Raw genomic sequence first — 17,239 nt, 5'->3', positions numbered from 1 at the left:
GGCATGGGAAAGATTGTAAATTGACCAATGACAACAATGCGAAACAGATCGGTTTCGCAGAACTGGGAATTTCAGGCGCGCTGTTGAAGGCGGCCGAAGACGTGGGGTTTGTGACCCCGAAGCCGATCCAGGAAAAAGCCATTCCGGCCATGCTGGAGAAGCGCGACGTGCTGGGTATTGCGCAGACCGGCTCTGGCAAGACGGCAGCCTTCTCGCTGCCCATTCTCTCGCAGATCATCGCGCTCGGCTCCAAGCGTGTTCGCAAGACCGCGCGCGCGCTGATCCTGTGTCCGACGCGGGAACTGGCGGTCCAGATCGACGATGTGGTGCGTGAACTTTCGCGCCACGCGCATCTGGCCACGGCGCTGGTCCTTGGTGGTGTCTCCCGCAACAGCCAGGTGAAGCGTCTTGCCCAGGGCGTCGACATTCTGGTGGCGACGCCGGGCCGGCTGACGGACATCGTGCGCTCGGGCGAGCTTTCGCTTGCCGAGACGCGCTGGCTGGTGCTCGACGAGGCCGACCGCATGCTCGACATGGGCTTTATCAACGATGTGCGCCGCATCGCGCGGGCCACGCATCCGGCCCGCCAGACGGCACTCTTTTCGGCAACCATGCCGAAGGAAGTGGAAGGGCTTGCCCAGAGCCTGCTCAACGATCCGTTGCGGGTGGAGATCGCCAAACAGTCGACCACGGCCGGTGAGATCACACAGCATCTGGTGATGGCGCGCACCAAGCAGAAGCGCAAGATTCTCTCCGAGATGCTGGCAGATGAGGCCATGCGCTCGGTGATTGTGTTTGCACGCACCAAACATGGCGCGGACCGGGTGACGCGCGACCTGGAACGCGACGGGTTCGAGGCTGCGGTCATTCATGGCAACAAGTCGCAGAATGCCCGCCAGCGCGCGCTGAACGGCTTTCGTGATGGATCGGTGCGCATTCTCGTGGCGACCGATATTGCGGCGCGCGGGATCGACGTTCCGGGCATCAGCCACGTGGTGAACTTCGATCTGCCGGACCAGCCGGAAAGCTATGTGCATCGCATTGGACGCACGGGCCGAAACGGGGCCTCGGGCGAGGCGGTAACCCTGTGCGATCCGGGAGAGACCGACAAGCTGAAGGCGGTGGAGAAGATCATCCGCATGCGGCTGCCGGTGACGGCGGACCATACATCGGAACCCGATCCGGCGCGTCCGGTCCCCGCCAACAATGCCGGCGAGCGCCGCAATGCGCCGAAGCCCTCCAGGGGCGGTGAAAACCGCAAGCCGAAGCGGCCCGCTGCGAAACCGCAGCAACAGGCCGAGCAGAGGCAGAATGAGGGGGACAAGCCTGTGCGCCGCCGGCGCAGGAACCGGAACAGGCGACCCGGCGCCCGCGCCGCATAAGCTTCATTCCCGGGCTTTCGACATGAGCTGATCGGCCGATAGGCCGGTCTGGCCCAATTGTCGCCGGTCGTCCGTTCGGTTAGGCCAGAACTGTCTGGCGTTGTTGCCAGAGCGGGAGGACATGGCGAAACGATGATCGGTCTTGCGGCACTGGCGATCGGATATGTCCTGTCGCAATTCTACCGGTCGTTTCTGGCTGTTCTGACACCGGCTTTGACAACTGAACTGGGCGCCACAAAGGCTGAGCTCTCCATGGCTTCGGGCGCGTGGTTCGTCGTGTTCGCCCTGATGCAGTTCGTCGTCGGTGTTTCACTCGACCGCTACGGCCCGCGCCGCACGGCAGCGTTCTTGCTGACGGTTTGCGGTGGGGGTGGAGCGCTGATGTTTGCATTTGCGCCAACGCCGGAAACGATCATTCTTGCCATGGCGCTCAACGGGGCCGGGTGCTCCGCCGTGTTGATGGCTTCTGTCTTCATCTTTGCAAAGTCTTTTTCGGCGGGGCGGCTCACCATTCTGATCTCCTGGCTGATCGCCTTCGGCACGCTTGGCAATGTGGTGGGCTCTGCGCCCATGGCTGCGGCGGCGGAGGCATTCGGCTGGCGGAGCGTCATGGGTGGCCTGGCGTTCTTCACGATACTGACCGGCATCGCCATCCAGATTCTGGTGCGCGACCCCGAACCGGCAGGCGAGAGCGAGCGGGAAAAGGGGCTCGGGTTCAATGGCTACCGCGAACTTCTGAGCCTTCGCGTGCTCTGGCCGATCCTGCCTCTGACCGCGCTGAACTATGCACCGGCTGCGGGCATTCGCGGCCTTTGGGCCGGCCCCTATCTTGCCGACGTCTATGGTGCGGACGCGCTCATGATCGGACAGGCGACGCTGTTCATGGCCCTTGCGATGTCTGCGGGCAGTTTTGTCTACGGACCGCTGGATGTGTTTTTCCGGACACGCAAATGGGTGGCGGTCGGCGGCAATCTCATCGGTCTCCTCGCCATACTGTTTCTGGCGGTTGTGCCCGTTTCTTCCATTGTCACGACCACGGTCGTGCTTGTCGTCATCGGTCTGTGTGGCGCGAGTTATGGCCTGCTGATGGCGCATGGTCGGGCCTTTGTGCCGGCCCATCTGACGGGGCGCGGGGTGACCCTTCTGAATTTCTTTTCCGTGGGAGGCGCTGGCGTCATGCAGTTTCTGACGGGCGGTGTCGTGTCGGCATCCACTGTGCCGGGCGAACCGGTGGCCGCATATCAGACCCTGTTCATTTTCTATGCTTTCCTGATCGCTCTTTCGCTGGCCATCTACCTGATTTGCAAAGATGCGCCGCCCGAGATGGAGCGGGCACATGGCAGCTAATGCATGTCGCTTTCAAATGAATTCAGTTGAAAGCGACATGCATTATTTGAAAGTGTTACAGCGTCCTTTGCGCGTCTTATAAGACGCGCGGCGCTGTAGAGCGTTTCACCGTTTCATGGAAACGCCGCTCCGCTCTATCTGTCTGATCCCTGCATTTGTGCTGACGTCAGGTGATTCCACCTGACTGCAAAATGCTCCAGGGTCAGGACCTGGCCCGGGCGCCTTTTCCTGTTTTCCTGCGTGGTCCGAGGGAGCGCCTGTTCCAGCCTGTAAGGCGATACATGACGTGGAATATGCAGGACGCCGGAAAGAGGCGCAGAAACTTCAGCGGCCAGACAAGGCGCTTTGGGAAAGCGATTTCGAAACCGCTATTGTGAAGACCTCTGTCAATGCGACGGGCCGCTTCCGATGCCGTAAGAAGCGCGGGCATCGAAAAATTTGTCTTGTCGGTGAGCGGCGTGGCGACAAATCCCGGATTGATGATCTGGATGCGGATGTTGAGTTTTTCGAAATCGTAGCGCAGGCCCTCGACAAGATTGTTGAGGGCGGCCTTTGTCGATCCGTAGGCGGCGGCTGACGGCATGCCGAAAAACGACGTGACCGACCCCATCACCGCGATCTGCCCGAAACCGCGCTCGCGCATGCGGTCGGAGACCGGCACAAGTCCGTTCAGCGTTCCGAACACGTTGATCTGATAGCTGCGGACGAAGTTGGTTGTTTCCAGCCGGTCGCCGCGCACCGGAAGATAGGTTCCAGCGTTGAACACGGCGAGGGCTATGGGACCGAGATTCTTTTCGATCTGGGAAACGGTGCGTTCCATCGCGGCTTCGTTCATCACGTCGCAGGGAAAGATGAAAATCCGTCCCTCAAGATGCTCTGCCTCCCTTGTTATGGAGGAGAGGCCGTCTTCTGCACGCGCAGTGGCTGCAACCGTGTAGCCCTTGCGGGCCAGGTGAATGGCGAGCGCCCGCCCGATCCCGGTGCTGGCACCGGTGATCCATGCTACTCCGTCCTGTGGACTGGCCCGGTAAAGCGCCATTCCAATCCCTCTCCAGTTCTGGGGCAGGTTTATCGGGCGGTCGGCGCGAAGAAAAGCGCCTTGTGGACACTACACACCGAAAAGGTCCGCTTTGCCATGCAATACGCGACAGCTTTGCGCGCTTTTGGCCTGTTGCGAAAAATCCCTCCTTGCAACCCCCGGGCGGGCTTTCTAACCTCCGCAAAAATCGAAAGAGGACGCCATGAAAAACTCGGTTGTGGACGCCATCGGCAATACCCCGCTGATCCGCCTGAAGCGGGCCTCGGAGGAGACAGGCTGCGAGATTTTCGGCAAGGCCGAGTTCATGAATCCGGGGCAGTCCGTAAAGGATCGGGCCGGGCTCTTCATTATCCGCGACGCGGAAAAGCGAGGGTTTTTGAGGCCTGGCGGCGTCATTGTCGAGGGGACGGCAGGGAATACGGGCATCGGACTGACCGTGGTTGCCAAGGCGCTGGGCTATCGTACGGTGATCGTTATCCCTGAAACCCAGAGCCAGGAAAAGAAGGATGCGCTCAGGGTGCTTGGAGCCGAGCTGATCGAAGTTCCGGCCGTGCCTTACAAGAACCCGAACAATTATGTGAAGGTTTCGGGCCGCCTTGCCGAACAGATTGCAAAATCGGACCCGAACGGGGCCATCTGGGCGAACCAGTTTGACAATGTGGCCAACCGCGAAGGCCATGTGAAGACAACTGCAGCCGAAATATGGGAACAGACGGACGGAAAGGTCGATGGCTTCGTCTCGGCTGTCGGCACGGGCGGCACGCTTGCCGGCGTTGCGGAAGGTCTGCGTCACAAAAACAGGGATGTGAAGGTGGCGCTCGCCGATCCTATGGGAGCAGCGCTCTACAGCTATTACACCGATGGTGAGCTGAAGTCTGAAGGGACGTCGATCACGGAAGGCATCGGGCAGGGGCGCATCACGGCCAATCTGGACGGGTTTGCGCCAGACTTTTCTTATCAGATACCGGATGAGGAGGCGCTGCCGATCGTCTTCAACCTGGTGCAGGAAGAGGGGCTGTGCCTCGGTGGCTCTACGGGAATCAACATTGCCGGCGCCATTCGCCTGGCACGTGAACTCGGGCCCGGGCATCGTATCGTGACGGTGCTTTGCGATTATGGCACACGCTATCAGTCCAAGCTGTTCAATCCGTCTTTCCTGCGCGAAAAAGGCTTGCCGGTGCCCGGCTGGATGGAGCGTTCGCCGGAAATCGATGTCCCGTTCGAGGAGGTGGCCTGATGGCGCAGACGGAAGCGCTTTTTCGTGACGATGCCTATCTGCGGGACGGGGCGGCGCGTGTCGTCGGCATCAACGATCGCGGCGGCATCCTGCTCGACCGGACGATGTTTTACGCCACGTCTGGCGGTCAGCCGGGCGACACGGGACGCTTTACCCGCGAAGACGGCTCGACCATCGCGATCGCGGCGACGGTGACGGGCGAGACGAAGGATGAGATCATCCACGTTCCGGCAGCAGAGCAGGTTCTGCCTGAACTGGGCGAGACGCTTCAGCTGGCGATCGACTGGGAACGCCGTTTCAAGCTTATGCGCATGCACACGGCCTGCCATCTTCTGAGCGTTATCTGTCCGTTTCCGATTACCGGCGCCTCGGTGAACGAGGCGGATTCGCGGGTGGATTTCGATCTGCCGGATGCGAACGTCACCAAGGAAGATGTCACCATCAGGCTGATGGAGCTGGTGAACGGGGATCATCCCGTTTTCACGCGGTGGATCAGCGAGGAAGAACTGGAGTCCAATCCCGGTCTGGTGAAATCGAAAAATGTGCGCCCGCCGCGTGGGGCAGGACGCATCCGGCTCGTGTGCATCGGTAAGGAGGCGGTTGTCGACAGCCAGCCCTGCGGCGGCACGCATGTGGCGAGCACCGCCGAAGTGGGAGAGATTCATATCGGAAAGATCGAGAAGAAGGGGCGGGAGAACCGCCGCTTCCGCATTCGTTTCGGCTCATTGCCGGCGAGTTAGAGCGGTTCATCGTTTCATGGAAACGTTGCTCCGCTCAGTCTGTCTGTTTTTCCGCATTCATGCGGATGTCAGGTGCTGCTACCTGACTGCAAAGTGCTCCAGGATTGCGAGGATCAGATGAGCGAGACCAGCCTTTTTACCGTTTCGTCCGCGTGGCTGGAGGAGCGGCTTGGCCAGCCCGGTCTCTCCATTGTCGATGCGTCCTGGTATCTGCCAGCGCAGGGCAGGGACGCGAAGGCAGAGTATGAGGCGGGGCATATTCCCGGTGCCGTGTTCTTTGACCAGGACGCGGTGGTGGATCCCGATTCCGACCTGCCGCATGCCTTGCCGGATGCCGCCACCTTTCAGCGGTACGCGAGTGCGATGGGTATTTCGGAGAGCGACACCATCATTGTCCATGACGGACCAGGGCTGTTCTCCGCGCCGCGCGTGTGGTGGATGTTCCGGGTGATGGGGGCAAAGGATGTGCGCGTGCTGGAGGGCGGTCTCGATGGCTGGCGGGCCGAGGGCAGGGCGCTGACGAACGAGCCAACCAGGATTGCGCCCACGGTTTTCAATGCTTCATTCGATGATACGCGCGTCGCAGACATCAAGACCGTGCGACGGGTTGTCGAGGACGGATCGGCGCAGATTGCCGATGCGCGGCCGGCGGGCCGGTTTACGGGCGAAGAACCGGAACCGCGGGCAGGCATGCGGTCCGGACACATGCCGGGCGCGCGCAATGTGCCAGCCTCGGCTCTTTCGCGCGATGGCAGGCTTCTTGCGACGGAGGAACTGCGTGCGCTGTTCGCGCAGGCGGGGCTCGATCTCGAGCGGCCTGTGGTGACGTCGTGCGGTTCGGGCGTGACAGCGGCGGTGATCACGCTGGCGCTGGAAACGGTCGGACATACGAATAACAGGCTCTATGACGGTTCCTGGAGCGAATGGGGCGGGCGCGAAGACACCCCAGTGGCGACCGGTAGGGAAAGCTGAAAGCGGGGCAACGGCACGTTCATCGTCAATTCAGCCGCATCGCATGAAGATGCGGGCAACCGATGAATCGTTTCCCTGAAAGGAGCCTTCCATGCTGAACCGCCGTCAAATTCTGGGCGCAACCATCGCGGCATCGCTGATGCCGGGTGCGGCCATGGCGCAATCTTCCATGCCCTCGGCGTCGCGCATCCAGCGCAGCCTCGAGGCAGCTCCCGCGCAGCGCGTGCGCCCGCAGGACCGGGTGACGGTGCGCGAACTGAAACGCCGGCCGGACCTGCGCCGCCGCGCGCCCTCGATTGACATTCAGGCGATCAATTTCGGGTTCGATTCGGCTGAAATACCCTATTCGCAGTTCCGCAAGGTGGAGGAGATCGCCGATGCGCTGCACCGGCTGCGTCGCCGCCGGCCGGGAACAGTGGTGCTTCTTGAAGGACACACCGATGCGGTCGGGTCTTTCGGCTACAACCAGCAGCTCTCCGAGCGCCGGGCCGCCTCGCTGCGGCGCGTTCTGGTGCGGGAGTTCCGCGTGCCTGCGCGCATGCTGGAAACGGTGGGCTATGGCGAGGAGTTTCTTCTGGTGCCCACGCCCCATGAGAACTGGCGCAACCGGCGCGTGACGCTGCGGCGCATCGACGATTTCATTCGTTGATCATGGGAATTGGCCCTGATGCCGGGATTTGGCCGGAATCGGGTGGAAGCTGATGTTCCGGCAGGCAAACTGGTCTCCATCACTTTTGAAGGAGACCAGTTATGGGATTGATCAAGTTTGTGGCCATGGGGAGCGATGAAGCGAAAGCCTTTCGCAATGGCGCGCCCGACGCTTATGGGATGAAGCCCGAACGAAGATTATCGGACGGCGGTGGTGTTCCCTGTCGCCATTGCCTGCGTTCGGTGCCCGAGGGCAAACCCTATCTTATCCTGGCGTATCGGCCATTTCCGCAAACCCAGCCCTATGCCGAGACCGGGCCGGTTTTCCTGTGTGCGGAGGAATGCGAACGGGCGCCGGACAGCGATGTCATGCCGGCGCTGTTTCGTGCCCGCACGGAGTGGCTGCTGCGCGGCTACGGCCATGACGACCGCATCGTCTACGGTACGGGAGCGGTGACGCCGAAGCAGGATATCTGTACGCGGGCGCACGAACTCCTGCAGCGTGAAGATATTGCCTATCTGCATATGCGTTCTGCGCAATACAACTGTTACCAGGTGCGCATAGACCGGGCCTGACCGCGCTCAGCTCGAACGCCTCTCAAAAAAAAAGCCCGCCGTCGCCGGCGGGCGCGCTGGAGGCAGGGTGTTTATCTTCAGGCGGCGAGCGCGGATTTCGGCTCGGCCATTTCGTAGCCCAACGCTTCGGCAACGGCCTGATTGGTGATCCGGCCCTTGTGGACGTTCAGGCCATTGCGCAGGTTCTGATCGTCGACGAGTGCCTTGAGGCCCTTGTCGGCAAGCTGAAGACCATAGTGCAGTGTGGCGTTGTTCAGCGCATGCGCGGAGGTGACGGGAACGGCACCCGGCATGTTGGCCACGCAATAGTGGATGATGCCGTCGACCTCGTATGTGGGGTCCGAATGCGTGGTGGCATGCGAGGTTTCGAAGCAGCCACCCTGATCGATGGCGACGTCGACCAGCACGGCACCCTTCTTCATGCCCGAAAGCATCTCGCGGGTGACCAGCTTGGGCGCTGCAGCGCCCGGAATGAGCACGGCACCGACGATGACATCGGAAGAGAAGCACTCTTCCTCAAGCGCCTCGACGGTGGAGTAGCGTGTGTGGACGCGGCCGTTAAAGATGTCATCCAGCTCGCGCAGGCGGGGGATGGAGCGGTCGATGATCGTGACATCGGCACCGAGGCCGACCGCCATCTTGGCCGCATTGAGGCCGACCACGCCGCCGCCGATGATGGCAACCTTGCCGGGCAGAACGCCGGGCACGCCGCCAAGCAGAACGCCCCGTCCGCCATTGGCTTTCTGAAGCGCGGTGGCGCCGGCCTGGATGGCAAGGCGGCCCGCGACTTCAGACATGGGAGCGAGAAGCGGAAGCCCGCCGCGCGCGTCGGTGACCGTCTCGTAGGCGATGGCAGTGACGCCGGAATCGACCAGGCCGCGTGTCTGATCCGGATCGGGCGCCAGGTGGAGATAAGTATAAAGAATCTGGTCTTCGCGCAGCTGCACCCATTCCGAGGGTTGCGGCTCCTTGACCTTAACGATCATGTCCGACCTGGCGAAAACCTCTTCGGCCGACCTGGCGATGGTGGCGCCGGCTGCACGGTAGGCATTGTCGTCGGCACCGATGCCGGCACCGGCGCCGGCTTCCACGAGCACATCGTGCCCGTGTGCCACATATTCGCGCACGGAGCCGGGTGTCAGGCCGACGCGATATTCATGATTCTTGATTTCCTTCGGGCAGCCGACGCGCATCCGTGTCTCCTCCGAGCGTTTTGCGAATTTTCTGGCTCAATGAATGAGACCACAAAACTGGCCGAACGTCTTTGCGAAGATGTTTGCGCTCGATGATGTTTTTCGCTATTTTTTGCGCAAAATAGAAAATCCATGGGAGGAAATTCGATTAATGGCCCTTGATAGGATTGATATCGCTATCCTGGAAGTGCTCCAGAAGGATGGGCGGATCTCCAATTCGGCGCTTGCGGAGAAGGTGGGGCTGTCCCAGTCGGCCTGCTCCCGCCGTCTCGACAATCTGGAGAAAAGCGGTGTTGTCAAGGGATACCACGCCCGGCTCTCGAACGCAGCCCTTGGACATGGCGTTACGGTGATTGTGCATATTTCGCTGTCGGGACAGTTCGAGCGGACGCTCAGCGAGTTCGAAGCAGCCGTGCAGCGTTGTCCGAATGTGGTGTCCTGCCATCTGATGTCGGGTGAATATGACTATATTCTGCGGATCGCTGCGCGCGACCTGCAGGACTATGAGCGTGTCCACAAGGAGTGGCTGACGGGCATGCCCCACGTGATCAAGATCAATTCGGCTTTTGCATTGCGCGAGGTGGTCGACCGGACAGGCGTGGGGCTGAAACCGCAGATGGCGTGAGGCCGGTGGGCATCAGCCGGCGGTGACGATGCGATCCATCGGAATGTCGTGCGGCTGGGGATAGATCGTCGGGAGTTGTGAGAAGGCGTATCCGATGCCGACGAGCAGCGGCTTTCTCGGCAGGGCGGCAATCGTGCGGTCATAAAATCCACCACCATAGCCCAGCCTGTAGTTGCCTTTATCGAAACCGACCAGCGGCGAGACGACGATATCGGGAATGATCTCTTTGTCGGTTGCCGGAACGGGGATGTTCCAGACACCACGTTCGAGTGTGTCTCCGGGACGATAGGGGCGAAAGACGAGGGGTGCGGCTTTCTGGATGACGACCGGCAGGGCCGCCATGGCACCGCGATCATGGAGAGTGGCAAGCCATGGGCGCAGGTCCGGCTCGCCCCGGAACGGCCAGTAGAGGCCGACCACGTGGCCCGATGGATCGCCGATCAGAGCGTCAAGCTTCTGCGCGATCATGCCGGCAAGGCGGGTGCGTTCGGCGGCGGGAACGGCGAGGCGCTCGGCGATCAGGCGGTCGCGCGTGGCCTTGCGCCAGCGGCGCACCTCCGGCCAGATTTCCGCGCCTGAAACGCCGGCGCCACCGTCCAGTTCATGCATGAAACAGGGTGGCGAGGCATGAGACCTGGTTCTGTCGCCCGGTGTGTCGCTCATCCTCGCGTCTCCTCCGCATTCGCTGTAGCCGGATCCGATGCTGCTGCATTTGCTGTCCGGGCGCTGTTCTGCATGCGACAGGGTTCGCTCACAACGGGCCGGTTGACTGTCATGCGTGCGTCACGAGATTTTGCTGGAAGTCTCGGCGCGACGGCGCAATCATGCTCCTTCGCCGGTTCCTTTTCAAAGGCCCAGGAGAGACGATCATGATGTCCGCATACGCCTCCATGTCCCGCCGTTCGTTTTTAGCAGGCTCGGCTGCTGCAGGTTCTCTGGTGCTGATGCACCCTTTTTCCGCCAAGGCTTCGGTGAACCAGGCGCATTTGCGCATCATGGAAACCACCGACCTGCATGTGCATGTCTTTCCCTACGATTATTACGCCGACAAGCCCAATGACACGATGGGGCTCGCCCGCACGGCGTCGATCATCGACGCAATCCGCGCAGAGGCAACGAACTCGATCCTCGTCGACAATGGCGACTTTCTCCAGGGCAATCCGATGGGCGACTACATCGCCTATGAGCGCGGCATGCGCGACGGCGACATTCACCCGGTGATCAAGGGGATGAACACGCTCGGCTATGATTGCTCGGCGCTTGGCAATCACGAGTTCAATTACGGGCTCGATTTCATGTTCAAGGTGCTTGCAGGCGCGAATTTTCCGTTTGTCTGCGCCAACCTGACCAAGGGGCAGCTTGCCGCCAGCGGCCGCGACGATGACTTGTTCCTGAAACCCTACGTGATCCTTGACCGGATGGTGAAGGACGGCAGCGGGACGGAACATTCCATCCGTGTCGGCCTGATCGGCTTCGTGCCGCCGCAGATCATGAACTGGGATTCAAAGCATCTGACCGGCAAGGCGATGACGCGCGACATCGTTCGGGCGGCGGAGGCCTGGGTTCCGCAGATGCGCGAGGAGGGTGCCGACATCGTGGTGGCGCTGTCGCATTCGGGCATTGGCCCGGCGCAGTATGAGGAAAATCTCGAGAACGCTTCGCTGCTGCTTGCCGGTGTCGACGGTATCGACGCCATCGTGACCGGGCACAGCCATCTCGATTTTCCCGGTCCGAAGTTTGAAGGGCTTGAAGGTGTCGACAACGCCAGGGGCACGATCGCCGGCAAACCTGCCGTCATGGGTGGCTTCTGGGGATCGCATCTGGGCCTGATCGACCTGCTTCTGGAAAGGGACGGGCAGAGCTGGGTGGTTGTGAACGCGACGTCCGAGGCGCGCCCGATTTTCAAACGTGTGGAACGCCAGACCGAGCCGCTGGTCGAAAGCAAGGCGGAGGTCGAGGAAGCGGTGCGTGAAGACCACGAGGCTACGCTGAAATATGTGCGCACCGCGGTGGGCAAGACATCCGCGCCGCTGCATTCGTATTTCGCGCTGGTGGCCGACGACCCATCCGTGCAGATCGTGAGCCAGGCACAGACCTGGTACATCACCGACATGCTGAAGGATGGCGAATACCGGGATCTGCCCGTGCTTTCGGCGGCTGCCCCCTTCAAGGCCGGCGGGCGCGGCGGTCCGGACTATTACACGGACGTGCCAGCGGGCGATGTGGCGATCAAGAACGTCGCCGATCTCTATCTTTATCCCAACACGGTGCAGGCCGTTCTGGTGACGGGTGCGGATGTGAAGGAATGGCTCGAGATGTCGGCTGGCATTTTCAATCTGGTGGAACCCGGCAAGTCGGACCAACCGTTGCTCGACCCCTCGTTCCCGTCCTACAATTTCGACGTGATCGACGGCGTGACCTACCGGATCGACCTGTCGCAACCACCGAAATATTCGCCCAAGGGCGAGCTTTTGAACGCGGATTCGAACCGCATCGTGGACCTGCAATTCAATGGCGCGGCGGTCGACCCGGCTCAGAAATTCATCGTCGCTACGAACAATTACCGTGGTGGGGGCGGAGGCAATTTTCCGGGGATAGGGCCGGACAAGGTGATCTTTGCTGCACCGGATACGAATCGCGATGTGATCGTGCGCTATATCGTGGAGCAGGGAACCATCAACCCGTCCGCAGACGCCAACTGGACCTTCAAGCCTCTGGCCGACACATCGGTTCTGTTCGAGACAGGCCCCAAGGGCGCGGAATTCGCCTCGAGCGTCGAGGGTGTTTCGATTGAACCGGCTGGCGAGGGGCAGGAAGGTTTTGCGCTCTACCGCATCACGCTTTAGCTAGGTCCTGACCCTTGAGTGAGGAAGGCCGGGCTTTGCGCCCGGCCTTTTTTCTTTGCGAAACAGTCTTTTGTTCGGCGGCGTTGAGGTTTTGATTCCGCTCCTGCGGCGTGACGATGCATTGACATTCAGGCGACGCGGCGCGATTTGCGGGCACGATTTCAGGAGGCAGGCCCGTGATTCGACATATCGTTTTCTTCAGCGCCAGAGACGAGGCGGACGTGGAGCGGATCGCCGAGGGTCTCGGCATGCTGGCCGATATTCCGCATTCCGATTTTTTCGAGGTCGGGATCAACCGCAAGGTCGATCAGATCGGCACGGAAGTGGATGTCATCGTTTATGCGGAGTTCCGCGACGAAGCGGCGCTGGCCGCATACAAGGCGGACCCGATCTATCAGGCGTGCACGGCCAGGGTGCGGCCCCTGCGCGAAATGCGCATCGCCGCCGATTTCGTTTCCCGGAAATCCGACTGACGGGCACGGTCAGCCGGCGTTTTTGACCGATTTATAAGCGTTCAGCGCGCGTTCGCGGGCGGCCCTGTGGTCGACCAGAGGGCGGGGATAGGTGTCGCCGAGTTTTACGCCAGCCTTGCCGCGAGCCTCTTCGGGAGCTTTCCACGGCTGGTGCAGATGCTTGTCTGGAAGCGCCTCCAGTTCCGGCACGTACCGGCGCACGTAATCGCCCTCTGGATCGAACTTCTGACCCTGCAGTACGGGGTTGAAGATGCGGAAGAAGGGAGCAGCATCGGCACCGGAACCTGCGACCCACTGCCAGTTGGCCGGGTTGGAAGCGGGATCGGCGTCGACAAGGGTGTCCCAGAACCACGCCTCACCCTCACGCCAGTGGATGCCCAGATGCTTGACGAGGAAAGAGGCGACGACCATGCGTGCGCGATTGTGCATCCAGCCGGTCTGCCAGAGCTGGCGCATGGCCGCGTCGACAACGGGATAACCGGTTTCGCCGCGCTGCCAGTGGCGAAGTGCGGTATCGTCTCCGCGCCAGGGAAACGCATCGAAGTTGCGATTGACGTTTTCTGTGGCGAGCTTCGGGTTGTGAAACAGAAGATGCCAGCAGAACTCGCGCCAGCCGATCTCCCTGCGAAACGCCTGCAGATCCCCGTCGGCAATGCCGCTGTCGCCTTCAAGCGCCTGCCAGATCTGGAACGGCGTGATTTCGCCGTGGGCGAGATGCGGTGAAAGGGCGGACGTCCCCGCCTCGGCCATGAGATCGCGGCGGGCTTTGTAACCCGCGCCGGCACCGTCGAGAAATGCTGCCAGCCTCTTGCGGGCGCCAGCTTCCCCGGGTTCCCAGGTTTCCCGCAGGCCCGTCGCCCAGTCAGGTTTCGTCGGCAGGAGCTTCCAGTCCTCAAGCCTGTCGCCTGCCATGGCTTCTCTCCCGGGCGTGAGCGTTTCGGGCCGGTCGGCGGGCGGGCGCGGGTGTACGGAATCGAGCAGGGCTCGCCAGAAGGGGGTGAAGACCCGGTAGGGGCCGCCCGATCCGGTCTTCAGTTGCCATGGTTCGTGCAGCAGGTGGCCAGCGAAACTTTCCGCTTCGATGCCGCGGTCCCTGAGGCTGGCTTTCAATTCGGTGTCGGCGGCGATGCCGGCGGGGTCGTAGCGCCGGTTCCAATAGACGGTGCCGGCACTGGTCTCGTCGGCCAGTGCGAGCGCAGTCCTGGCCATGGAGCCCCTGCGCAGGACGAGCTTCAGACCATGCTTTGCCAGACCCTCGGCCAGCGCTGCGAGGCTGTGGTGCAGCCACCAGCGGCGCGCGCCGCCAAGCGGCCGGGCGCCTTCGCTTTCCTCGTCGAGAATGAACGCGGCCACGATGGGGCGTCCCGTTTCGGCGGCGGCGCAAAGGGCGAGATTGTCCGACAGACGCAGGTCGTGCCGGAACAGGAGCAAAACCGGGCGCCGGTCGTTCTCACGGGCCATGCGATCTTCCTTGCGCGGGATGGATCAATCGTCGTTTGTTGCGTTGAGCTGCTCGGGCCGCAAGCCCTCACTGCAGTCATTCTCAATGTGCAGCAGCCCTCTGGAGAGGGCCCATGTTCTGAGTGCCGTGACGAGCGCCTGTTCGCGTGTCATGCCGGCGCCCTCCATGGCGCTGAAGCGATCGAGTGCTGCGACGACATCCGCTGGAAGTGCGTTGGATAAGCTTTCCAGTGTGACTGGAGGTTGCGTTTCGTTCTTCTGTTTCATCCTGCCCGCCCGAATCTTTTGTATTCTGGTACAATAGGCGGGGCCGGAAAACGTTCCGTGGATCGTCGCCTGCTCACGAATCCGTGTTCAGACGGGATGTGAAAGCAGGCATGATGTTCAAGTCTGTGCGGCGGGCGGAATGGCCGTTTACCTTGCGCGCCGTTTCCAGAACGACCGGCACTCCTTCAGCGCCTTCCAGTGGTCCCTGGCGGCTGGCCAATCGTAAAGCGTGCGGGTCTCGCAGGATCCAAGCAGACGACCGATGGCACGTTGCGCGGCAAGGTCGTTGATGGAGGAGAGGGGAGGCTTGCTCAGGATCATGTCGGCGACAGCCGCGTCGTTGAGGCTGCCAAATACGGTCTGCAGGGTCTTGAGCCTGCCGGTCGTGCGCTTCACGCCGGCAGGCGCGTAGAGCGGACCGAGGAATTCGATCGCATAGCGGAGCTTCTTCAGTTCCTTGCGTAACGCATGCTTTTCATCCACGCCGAAGGCATCGATCCCTCGGGCGTGTTCAAAGACGTGCTTCCAGCGCTTCTCAAGCATCCCGCTCGCCAGGTCTCTCAGTTTCCCGGGAACGGGCGGCTTTTCATGAATGCCTGTCTCACTCAGTTCCGACAGGCCAAGCAGGAATTCGTTCACGCGTTCTGCCGAGAGAACCTGCCGGAGATCGGCACGGACCTCGCCTGCATGTCGCTGCAGAGTGCCGAGGACGAGTGCCGCGCCGGGCGACCGGGGGGCATCCGCGAAGAACGGTCTCGCAATATCGTTGAGCACAACTTCGAGGTCGCGCAGACGCCCGACTTCGCGCCCCAGCCAGCGTGCTTCATTCTTATAATGCGCGACGGCTGATGGTTCCAACGCGCCGGCGAAGAGAGCGAGTGCGCTACGCAGGCGACGAAGGCCGATGCGCAACTGGTGCGGGCCTTCCATATCGTCGGTCTGCTGGATGGCTTCGATGTTTGCTGCGATCTGCGCCAGACACTCCTGCAATATGTCGCGGGCGGCTTTTTGAACGCTGTCCTTGGGGCCGATCGGCACAGACCTTGCCCTCTGCGGTCCGGCAGGGGGCTCGATGTGCCCGTGTTCGGCAAGGAGAAAGCTGCGTGCGGCTTTCGAAAAGCGGGAAAAGCGCAGGGCGCCTTCGGGCAGAATCATGCGCGCAGCCCTGTAGAGCCCGACCGGCTTTCCCTCGACCAGTTCGATCTCGAGCTCGTTCAGGTTTTCGCTACGACCGGCAGCCTTGATGGCGCCGCTGTCCACCGCAAGCTCGGCCCTGGTGCCGTCATCAAGATGAAGATCGACCTGTGTGCGGCGGATGTGGGTTTCCGCGACCGTCTGCAGCGGTGCGTCTTTCACCAGCTTCCTTATTCGGTCCCGGACCTGATCGTTTTCGATCGCATCGACCGAGACTGCGCCAGCAGTGGCCAGCTGCTCGATCTCAGTGACCCTGGAAAGGCCGCCTGCGATGGAACCGTTGAGCTTGACGGTCTGCAGCCAGCGCCTGCCGTCACGCCGCATGCGCAGGGAGATGCCGTTTTCGCGCAGGACACGATCCGGTGTGTCGAGATAGATGCTGCGCAGAAGCCGGCTTTCGTGCACCCTGCGCGCATCGGGCGGTAATCGTTCGATGCGCGCGAGCAGGTCGGGCACTTGCTGCTTTTCCAGCAACAGCTTCAACTCGACTTCGGACAAGAAGGTACCCCGCACACAATCCTGCAAAACGAATGCGCTACGCTACGGTTTTATCTTAAACCGGTTCTGCACCTGATGAAAACGTTCGCCGGGAGCGCTATGCGTGCGCTCCAGTGTTTGCCTGGGCCTTGCGCAGGAGCAAGCGCAGCGACGGAACTGCGGTGCAATGCTGGATGTTTTCCTGAAAAAATGGCTCCCCGGGCCGGTGTGCTAGGAAAATCGAACCGGCTGGGGTGAATCTTCAAAAGCTATTCAATATCAATTTTTTATCAAGGGACCCTTGTTCGCCAGAATGCCCGCTTGGTGTATCTTAAGGGGTAGCGCGGGTGTATCTCTTGGTCAAGTGCTGGAGACGGCTCCGCTCAGTTTCATTGGGACGTACGGTTCCGCTGGTGCCATGTCTTCAACGAACCAATGCAGGGCTTTCCATGGATTGGCGTCAAGTTCCGCCTTATCGGCTTCAGCCTGTTCTTCGCCGTACTGCTCTCGGACATTCTCTATCCAGTCGGCTAGCCAGATTTCCATGTCCCTTTCGAGGGTTGTAAAATTCAATTGCAGCAAAATGGCCTCCTGTTTGATTTTCATCAACTGACGATGCCTCTATCGCTGGGTGTAGCGAATTCCGCAATTGAATAACCTTGAAATGGCCTGCTGCCGGTTTCGTGGACACCGAGATAAGGTGTTTTTGACGAAACCGGAGTTTGTGAATGCAGAGAAGGAAGTTTAGCCGCGAGTTCAAGC

General features: G+C 61.3%; 17 protein-coding genes. 10 read left to right on the top strand and 7 right to left on the bottom strand.

The window, feature by feature from the left end:
- The first annotated feature begins 20 nt into the window (after nucleotides 1–20).
- Both AC07E3_RS04405 and AC07E3_RS04400 read left to right on the top strand, forming a co-directional pair.
- Complete coding sequence (locus AC07E3_RS04405; protein ID WP_336068303.1) at nucleotides 21–1,382, top strand: DEAD/DEAH box helicase; 1,362 nt, start codon at nucleotides 21–23, stop codon at nucleotides 1,380–1,382.
- 132 nt (nucleotides 1,383–1,514) lie between these two features.
- Nucleotides 1,515–2,729: an MFS transporter gene (locus AC07E3_RS04400; RefSeq protein WP_478360414.1), complete on the top strand. Its 1,215-nt coding sequence runs from the start codon at nucleotides 1,515–1,517 to the stop codon at nucleotides 2,727–2,729.
- Nucleotides 2,730–2,931: 202 nt separating this feature from the next.
- Here the strand turns inward: AC07E3_RS04400 and AC07E3_RS04395 are convergent, their stop codons facing one another.
- Nucleotides 2,932–3,768, bottom strand: coding sequence for an SDR family NAD(P)-dependent oxidoreductase (locus AC07E3_RS04395; protein WP_478360413.1), 837 nt, complete (start codon nucleotides 3,766–3,768; stop codon nucleotides 2,932–2,934).
- A 202-nt stretch (nucleotides 3,769–3,970) separates the two neighbouring features.
- Here AC07E3_RS04395 and AC07E3_RS04390 point away from each other — a divergent pair, with 202 nt between their 5' ends.
- The 5 genes from AC07E3_RS04390 (at nucleotide 3,971) to AC07E3_RS04370 (ending at nucleotide 7,941) form a co-directional block, all read left to right on the top strand.
- Nucleotides 3,971–5,005: a cysteine synthase A gene (locus AC07E3_RS04390; protein ID WP_478360412.1), complete on the top strand. Its 1,035-nt coding sequence runs from the start codon at nucleotides 3,971–3,973 to the stop codon at nucleotides 5,003–5,005.
- Nucleotides 5,005–5,745: an alanyl-tRNA editing protein gene (locus AC07E3_RS04385; RefSeq protein WP_478360411.1), complete on the top strand. Its 741-nt coding sequence runs from the start codon at nucleotides 5,005–5,007 to the stop codon at nucleotides 5,743–5,745. Before AC07E3_RS04390 ends, AC07E3_RS04385 begins: the two co-directional genes overlap by 1 nt.
- 117 nt (nucleotides 5,746–5,862) lie before the next feature.
- The gene (gene sseA, locus AC07E3_RS04380; RefSeq protein WP_478360410.1) at nucleotides 5,863–6,717 is read left to right on the top strand and encodes a 3-mercaptopyruvate sulfurtransferase; all 855 of its coding nucleotides are present in this window, start codon (nucleotides 5,863–5,865) and stop codon (nucleotides 6,715–6,717) included.
- A 91-nt stretch (nucleotides 6,718–6,808) separates the two neighbouring features.
- Nucleotides 6,809–7,366: an OmpA family protein gene (locus AC07E3_RS04375; RefSeq protein WP_336068313.1), complete on the top strand. Its 558-nt coding sequence runs from the start codon at nucleotides 6,809–6,811 to the stop codon at nucleotides 7,364–7,366.
- Nucleotides 7,367–7,467: 101 nt separating this feature from the next.
- Nucleotides 7,468–7,941, top strand: coding sequence for a DUF1203 domain-containing protein (locus tag AC07E3_RS04370; RefSeq protein ID WP_336068315.1), 474 nt, complete (start codon nucleotides 7,468–7,470; stop codon nucleotides 7,939–7,941).
- 77 nt (nucleotides 7,942–8,018) lie between these two features.
- Here the strand turns inward: AC07E3_RS04370 and ald are convergent, their stop codons facing one another.
- On the bottom strand, nucleotides 8,019–9,134 hold the full coding sequence (gene ald / locus AC07E3_RS04365; protein WP_336068316.1) for an alanine dehydrogenase: 1,116 nt from the start codon (nucleotides 9,132–9,134) through the stop codon (nucleotides 8,019–8,021).
- 151 nt (nucleotides 9,135–9,285) lie between these two features.
- On the opposite strand from ald, the gene AC07E3_RS04360 reads away from it, so the two are divergent.
- A complete protein-coding gene (locus AC07E3_RS04360) occupies nucleotides 9,286–9,759 on the top strand; it encodes an Lrp/AsnC family transcriptional regulator (protein ID WP_007008270.1) in 474 nt (157 codons plus the stop codon).
- 12 nt (nucleotides 9,760–9,771) lie between these two features.
- On the opposite strand, the gene AC07E3_RS04355 is transcribed toward AC07E3_RS04360, so the two are convergent.
- Nucleotides 9,772–10,422: a 5-formyltetrahydrofolate cyclo-ligase gene (locus tag AC07E3_RS04355; protein WP_478360409.1), complete on the bottom strand. Its 651-nt coding sequence runs from the start codon at nucleotides 10,420–10,422 to the stop codon at nucleotides 9,772–9,774.
- A gap of 209 nt (nucleotides 10,423–10,631) precedes the next feature.
- On the opposite strand from AC07E3_RS04355, the gene AC07E3_RS04350 reads away from it, so the two are divergent.
- Both AC07E3_RS04350 and AC07E3_RS04345 read left to right on the top strand, forming a co-directional pair.
- Nucleotides 10,632–12,605: a bifunctional 2',3'-cyclic-nucleotide 2'-phosphodiesterase/3'-nucleotidase gene (locus AC07E3_RS04350; protein ID WP_478360531.1), complete on the top strand. Its 1,974-nt coding sequence runs from the start codon at nucleotides 10,632–10,634 to the stop codon at nucleotides 12,603–12,605.
- 176 nt (nucleotides 12,606–12,781) lie between these two features.
- Nucleotides 12,782–13,078 (top strand): Dabb family protein, encoded by a 297-nt coding sequence (locus AC07E3_RS04345; protein ID WP_336068322.1) that lies wholly within the window; start codon nucleotides 12,782–12,784, stop codon nucleotides 13,076–13,078.
- Between the two features lie 9 nt (nucleotides 13,079–13,087).
- Here AC07E3_RS04345 and AC07E3_RS04340 read toward each other — a convergent pair whose 3' ends face one another.
- The 4 genes from AC07E3_RS04340 to AC07E3_RS04325 form a co-directional block, all read right to left on the bottom strand.
- Nucleotides 13,088–14,539 (bottom strand): cryptochrome/photolyase family protein, encoded by a 1,452-nt coding sequence (locus AC07E3_RS04340; protein WP_478360408.1) that lies wholly within the window; start codon nucleotides 14,537–14,539, stop codon nucleotides 13,088–13,090.
- Nucleotides 14,540–14,563: 24 nt separating this feature from the next.
- Nucleotides 14,564–14,806, bottom strand: coding sequence for a hypothetical protein (locus tag AC07E3_RS04335; RefSeq protein ID WP_478360407.1), 243 nt, complete (start codon nucleotides 14,804–14,806; stop codon nucleotides 14,564–14,566).
- Between the two features lie 147 nt (nucleotides 14,807–14,953).
- Entirely contained in the window at nucleotides 14,954–16,498 is a 1,545-nt protein-coding gene (locus AC07E3_RS04330) for a CYTH and CHAD domain-containing protein (RefSeq protein ID WP_478360406.1), read from the bottom strand.
- A 339-nt stretch (nucleotides 16,499–16,837) separates the two neighbouring features.
- Entirely contained in the window at nucleotides 16,838–17,083 is a 246-nt protein-coding gene (locus AC07E3_RS04325; protein WP_478360405.1) for a hypothetical protein, read from the bottom strand.
- Nucleotides 17,084–17,239: the final 156 nt, after the last annotated feature.

The sequence above is a fragment of the Nitratireductor lacus genome, assembly GCF_056431025.1.
Note: the sequence above shows the minus strand (reverse complement) of the source record. Positions and strands in the feature narration are given on the sequence as shown.

What these genes read in the sequence shown, in the direction of transcription:
- AC07E3_RS04400 (WP_478360414.1), top strand. Translation starts at nt 1,515, where the DNA reads ATGATCGGTCTTGCGGCACTGGCGATCGGATATGTCCTGTCGCAATTC.
- AC07E3_RS04395 (WP_478360413.1), bottom strand. Translation starts at nt 3,768, where the DNA reads ATGGCGCTTTACCGGGCCAGTCCACAGGACGGAGTAGCATGGATCACC.
- AC07E3_RS04390 (WP_478360412.1), top strand. Translation starts at nt 3,971, where the DNA reads ATGAAAAACTCGGTTGTGGACGCCATCGGCAATACCCCGCTGATCCGC.
- AC07E3_RS04385 (WP_478360411.1), top strand. Translation starts at nt 5,005, where the DNA reads ATGGCGCAGACGGAAGCGCTTTTTCGTGACGATGCCTATCTGCGGGAC.
- sseA (WP_478360410.1), top strand. Translation starts at nt 5,863, where the DNA reads ATGAGCGAGACCAGCCTTTTTACCGTTTCGTCCGCGTGGCTGGAGGAG.
- AC07E3_RS04375 (WP_336068313.1), top strand. Translation starts at nt 6,809, where the DNA reads ATGCTGAACCGCCGTCAAATTCTGGGCGCAACCATCGCGGCATCGCTG.
- AC07E3_RS04370 (WP_336068315.1), top strand. Translation starts at nt 7,468, where the DNA reads ATGGGATTGATCAAGTTTGTGGCCATGGGGAGCGATGAAGCGAAAGCC.
- ald (WP_336068316.1), bottom strand. Translation starts at nt 9,134, where the DNA reads ATGCGCGTCGGCTGCCCGAAGGAAATCAAGAATCATGAATATCGCGTC.
- AC07E3_RS04360 (WP_007008270.1), top strand. Translation starts at nt 9,286, where the DNA reads ATGGCCCTTGATAGGATTGATATCGCTATCCTGGAAGTGCTCCAGAAG.
- AC07E3_RS04355 (WP_478360409.1), bottom strand. Translation starts at nt 10,422, where the DNA reads ATGAGCGACACACCGGGCGACAGAACCAGGTCTCATGCCTCGCCACCC.
- AC07E3_RS04350 (WP_478360531.1), top strand. Translation starts at nt 10,632, where the DNA reads ATGTCCGCATACGCCTCCATGTCCCGCCGTTCGTTTTTAGCAGGCTCG.
- AC07E3_RS04340 (WP_478360408.1), bottom strand. Translation starts at nt 14,539, where the DNA reads ATGGCCCGTGAGAACGACCGGCGCCCGGTTTTGCTCCTGTTCCGGCAC.
- AC07E3_RS04335 (WP_478360407.1), bottom strand. Translation starts at nt 14,806, where the DNA reads ATGAAACAGAAGAACGAAACGCAACCTCCAGTCACACTGGAAAGCTTA.
- AC07E3_RS04325 (WP_478360405.1), bottom strand. Translation starts at nt 17,083, where the DNA reads ATGAAAATCAAACAGGAGGCCATTTTGCTGCAATTGAATTTTACAACC.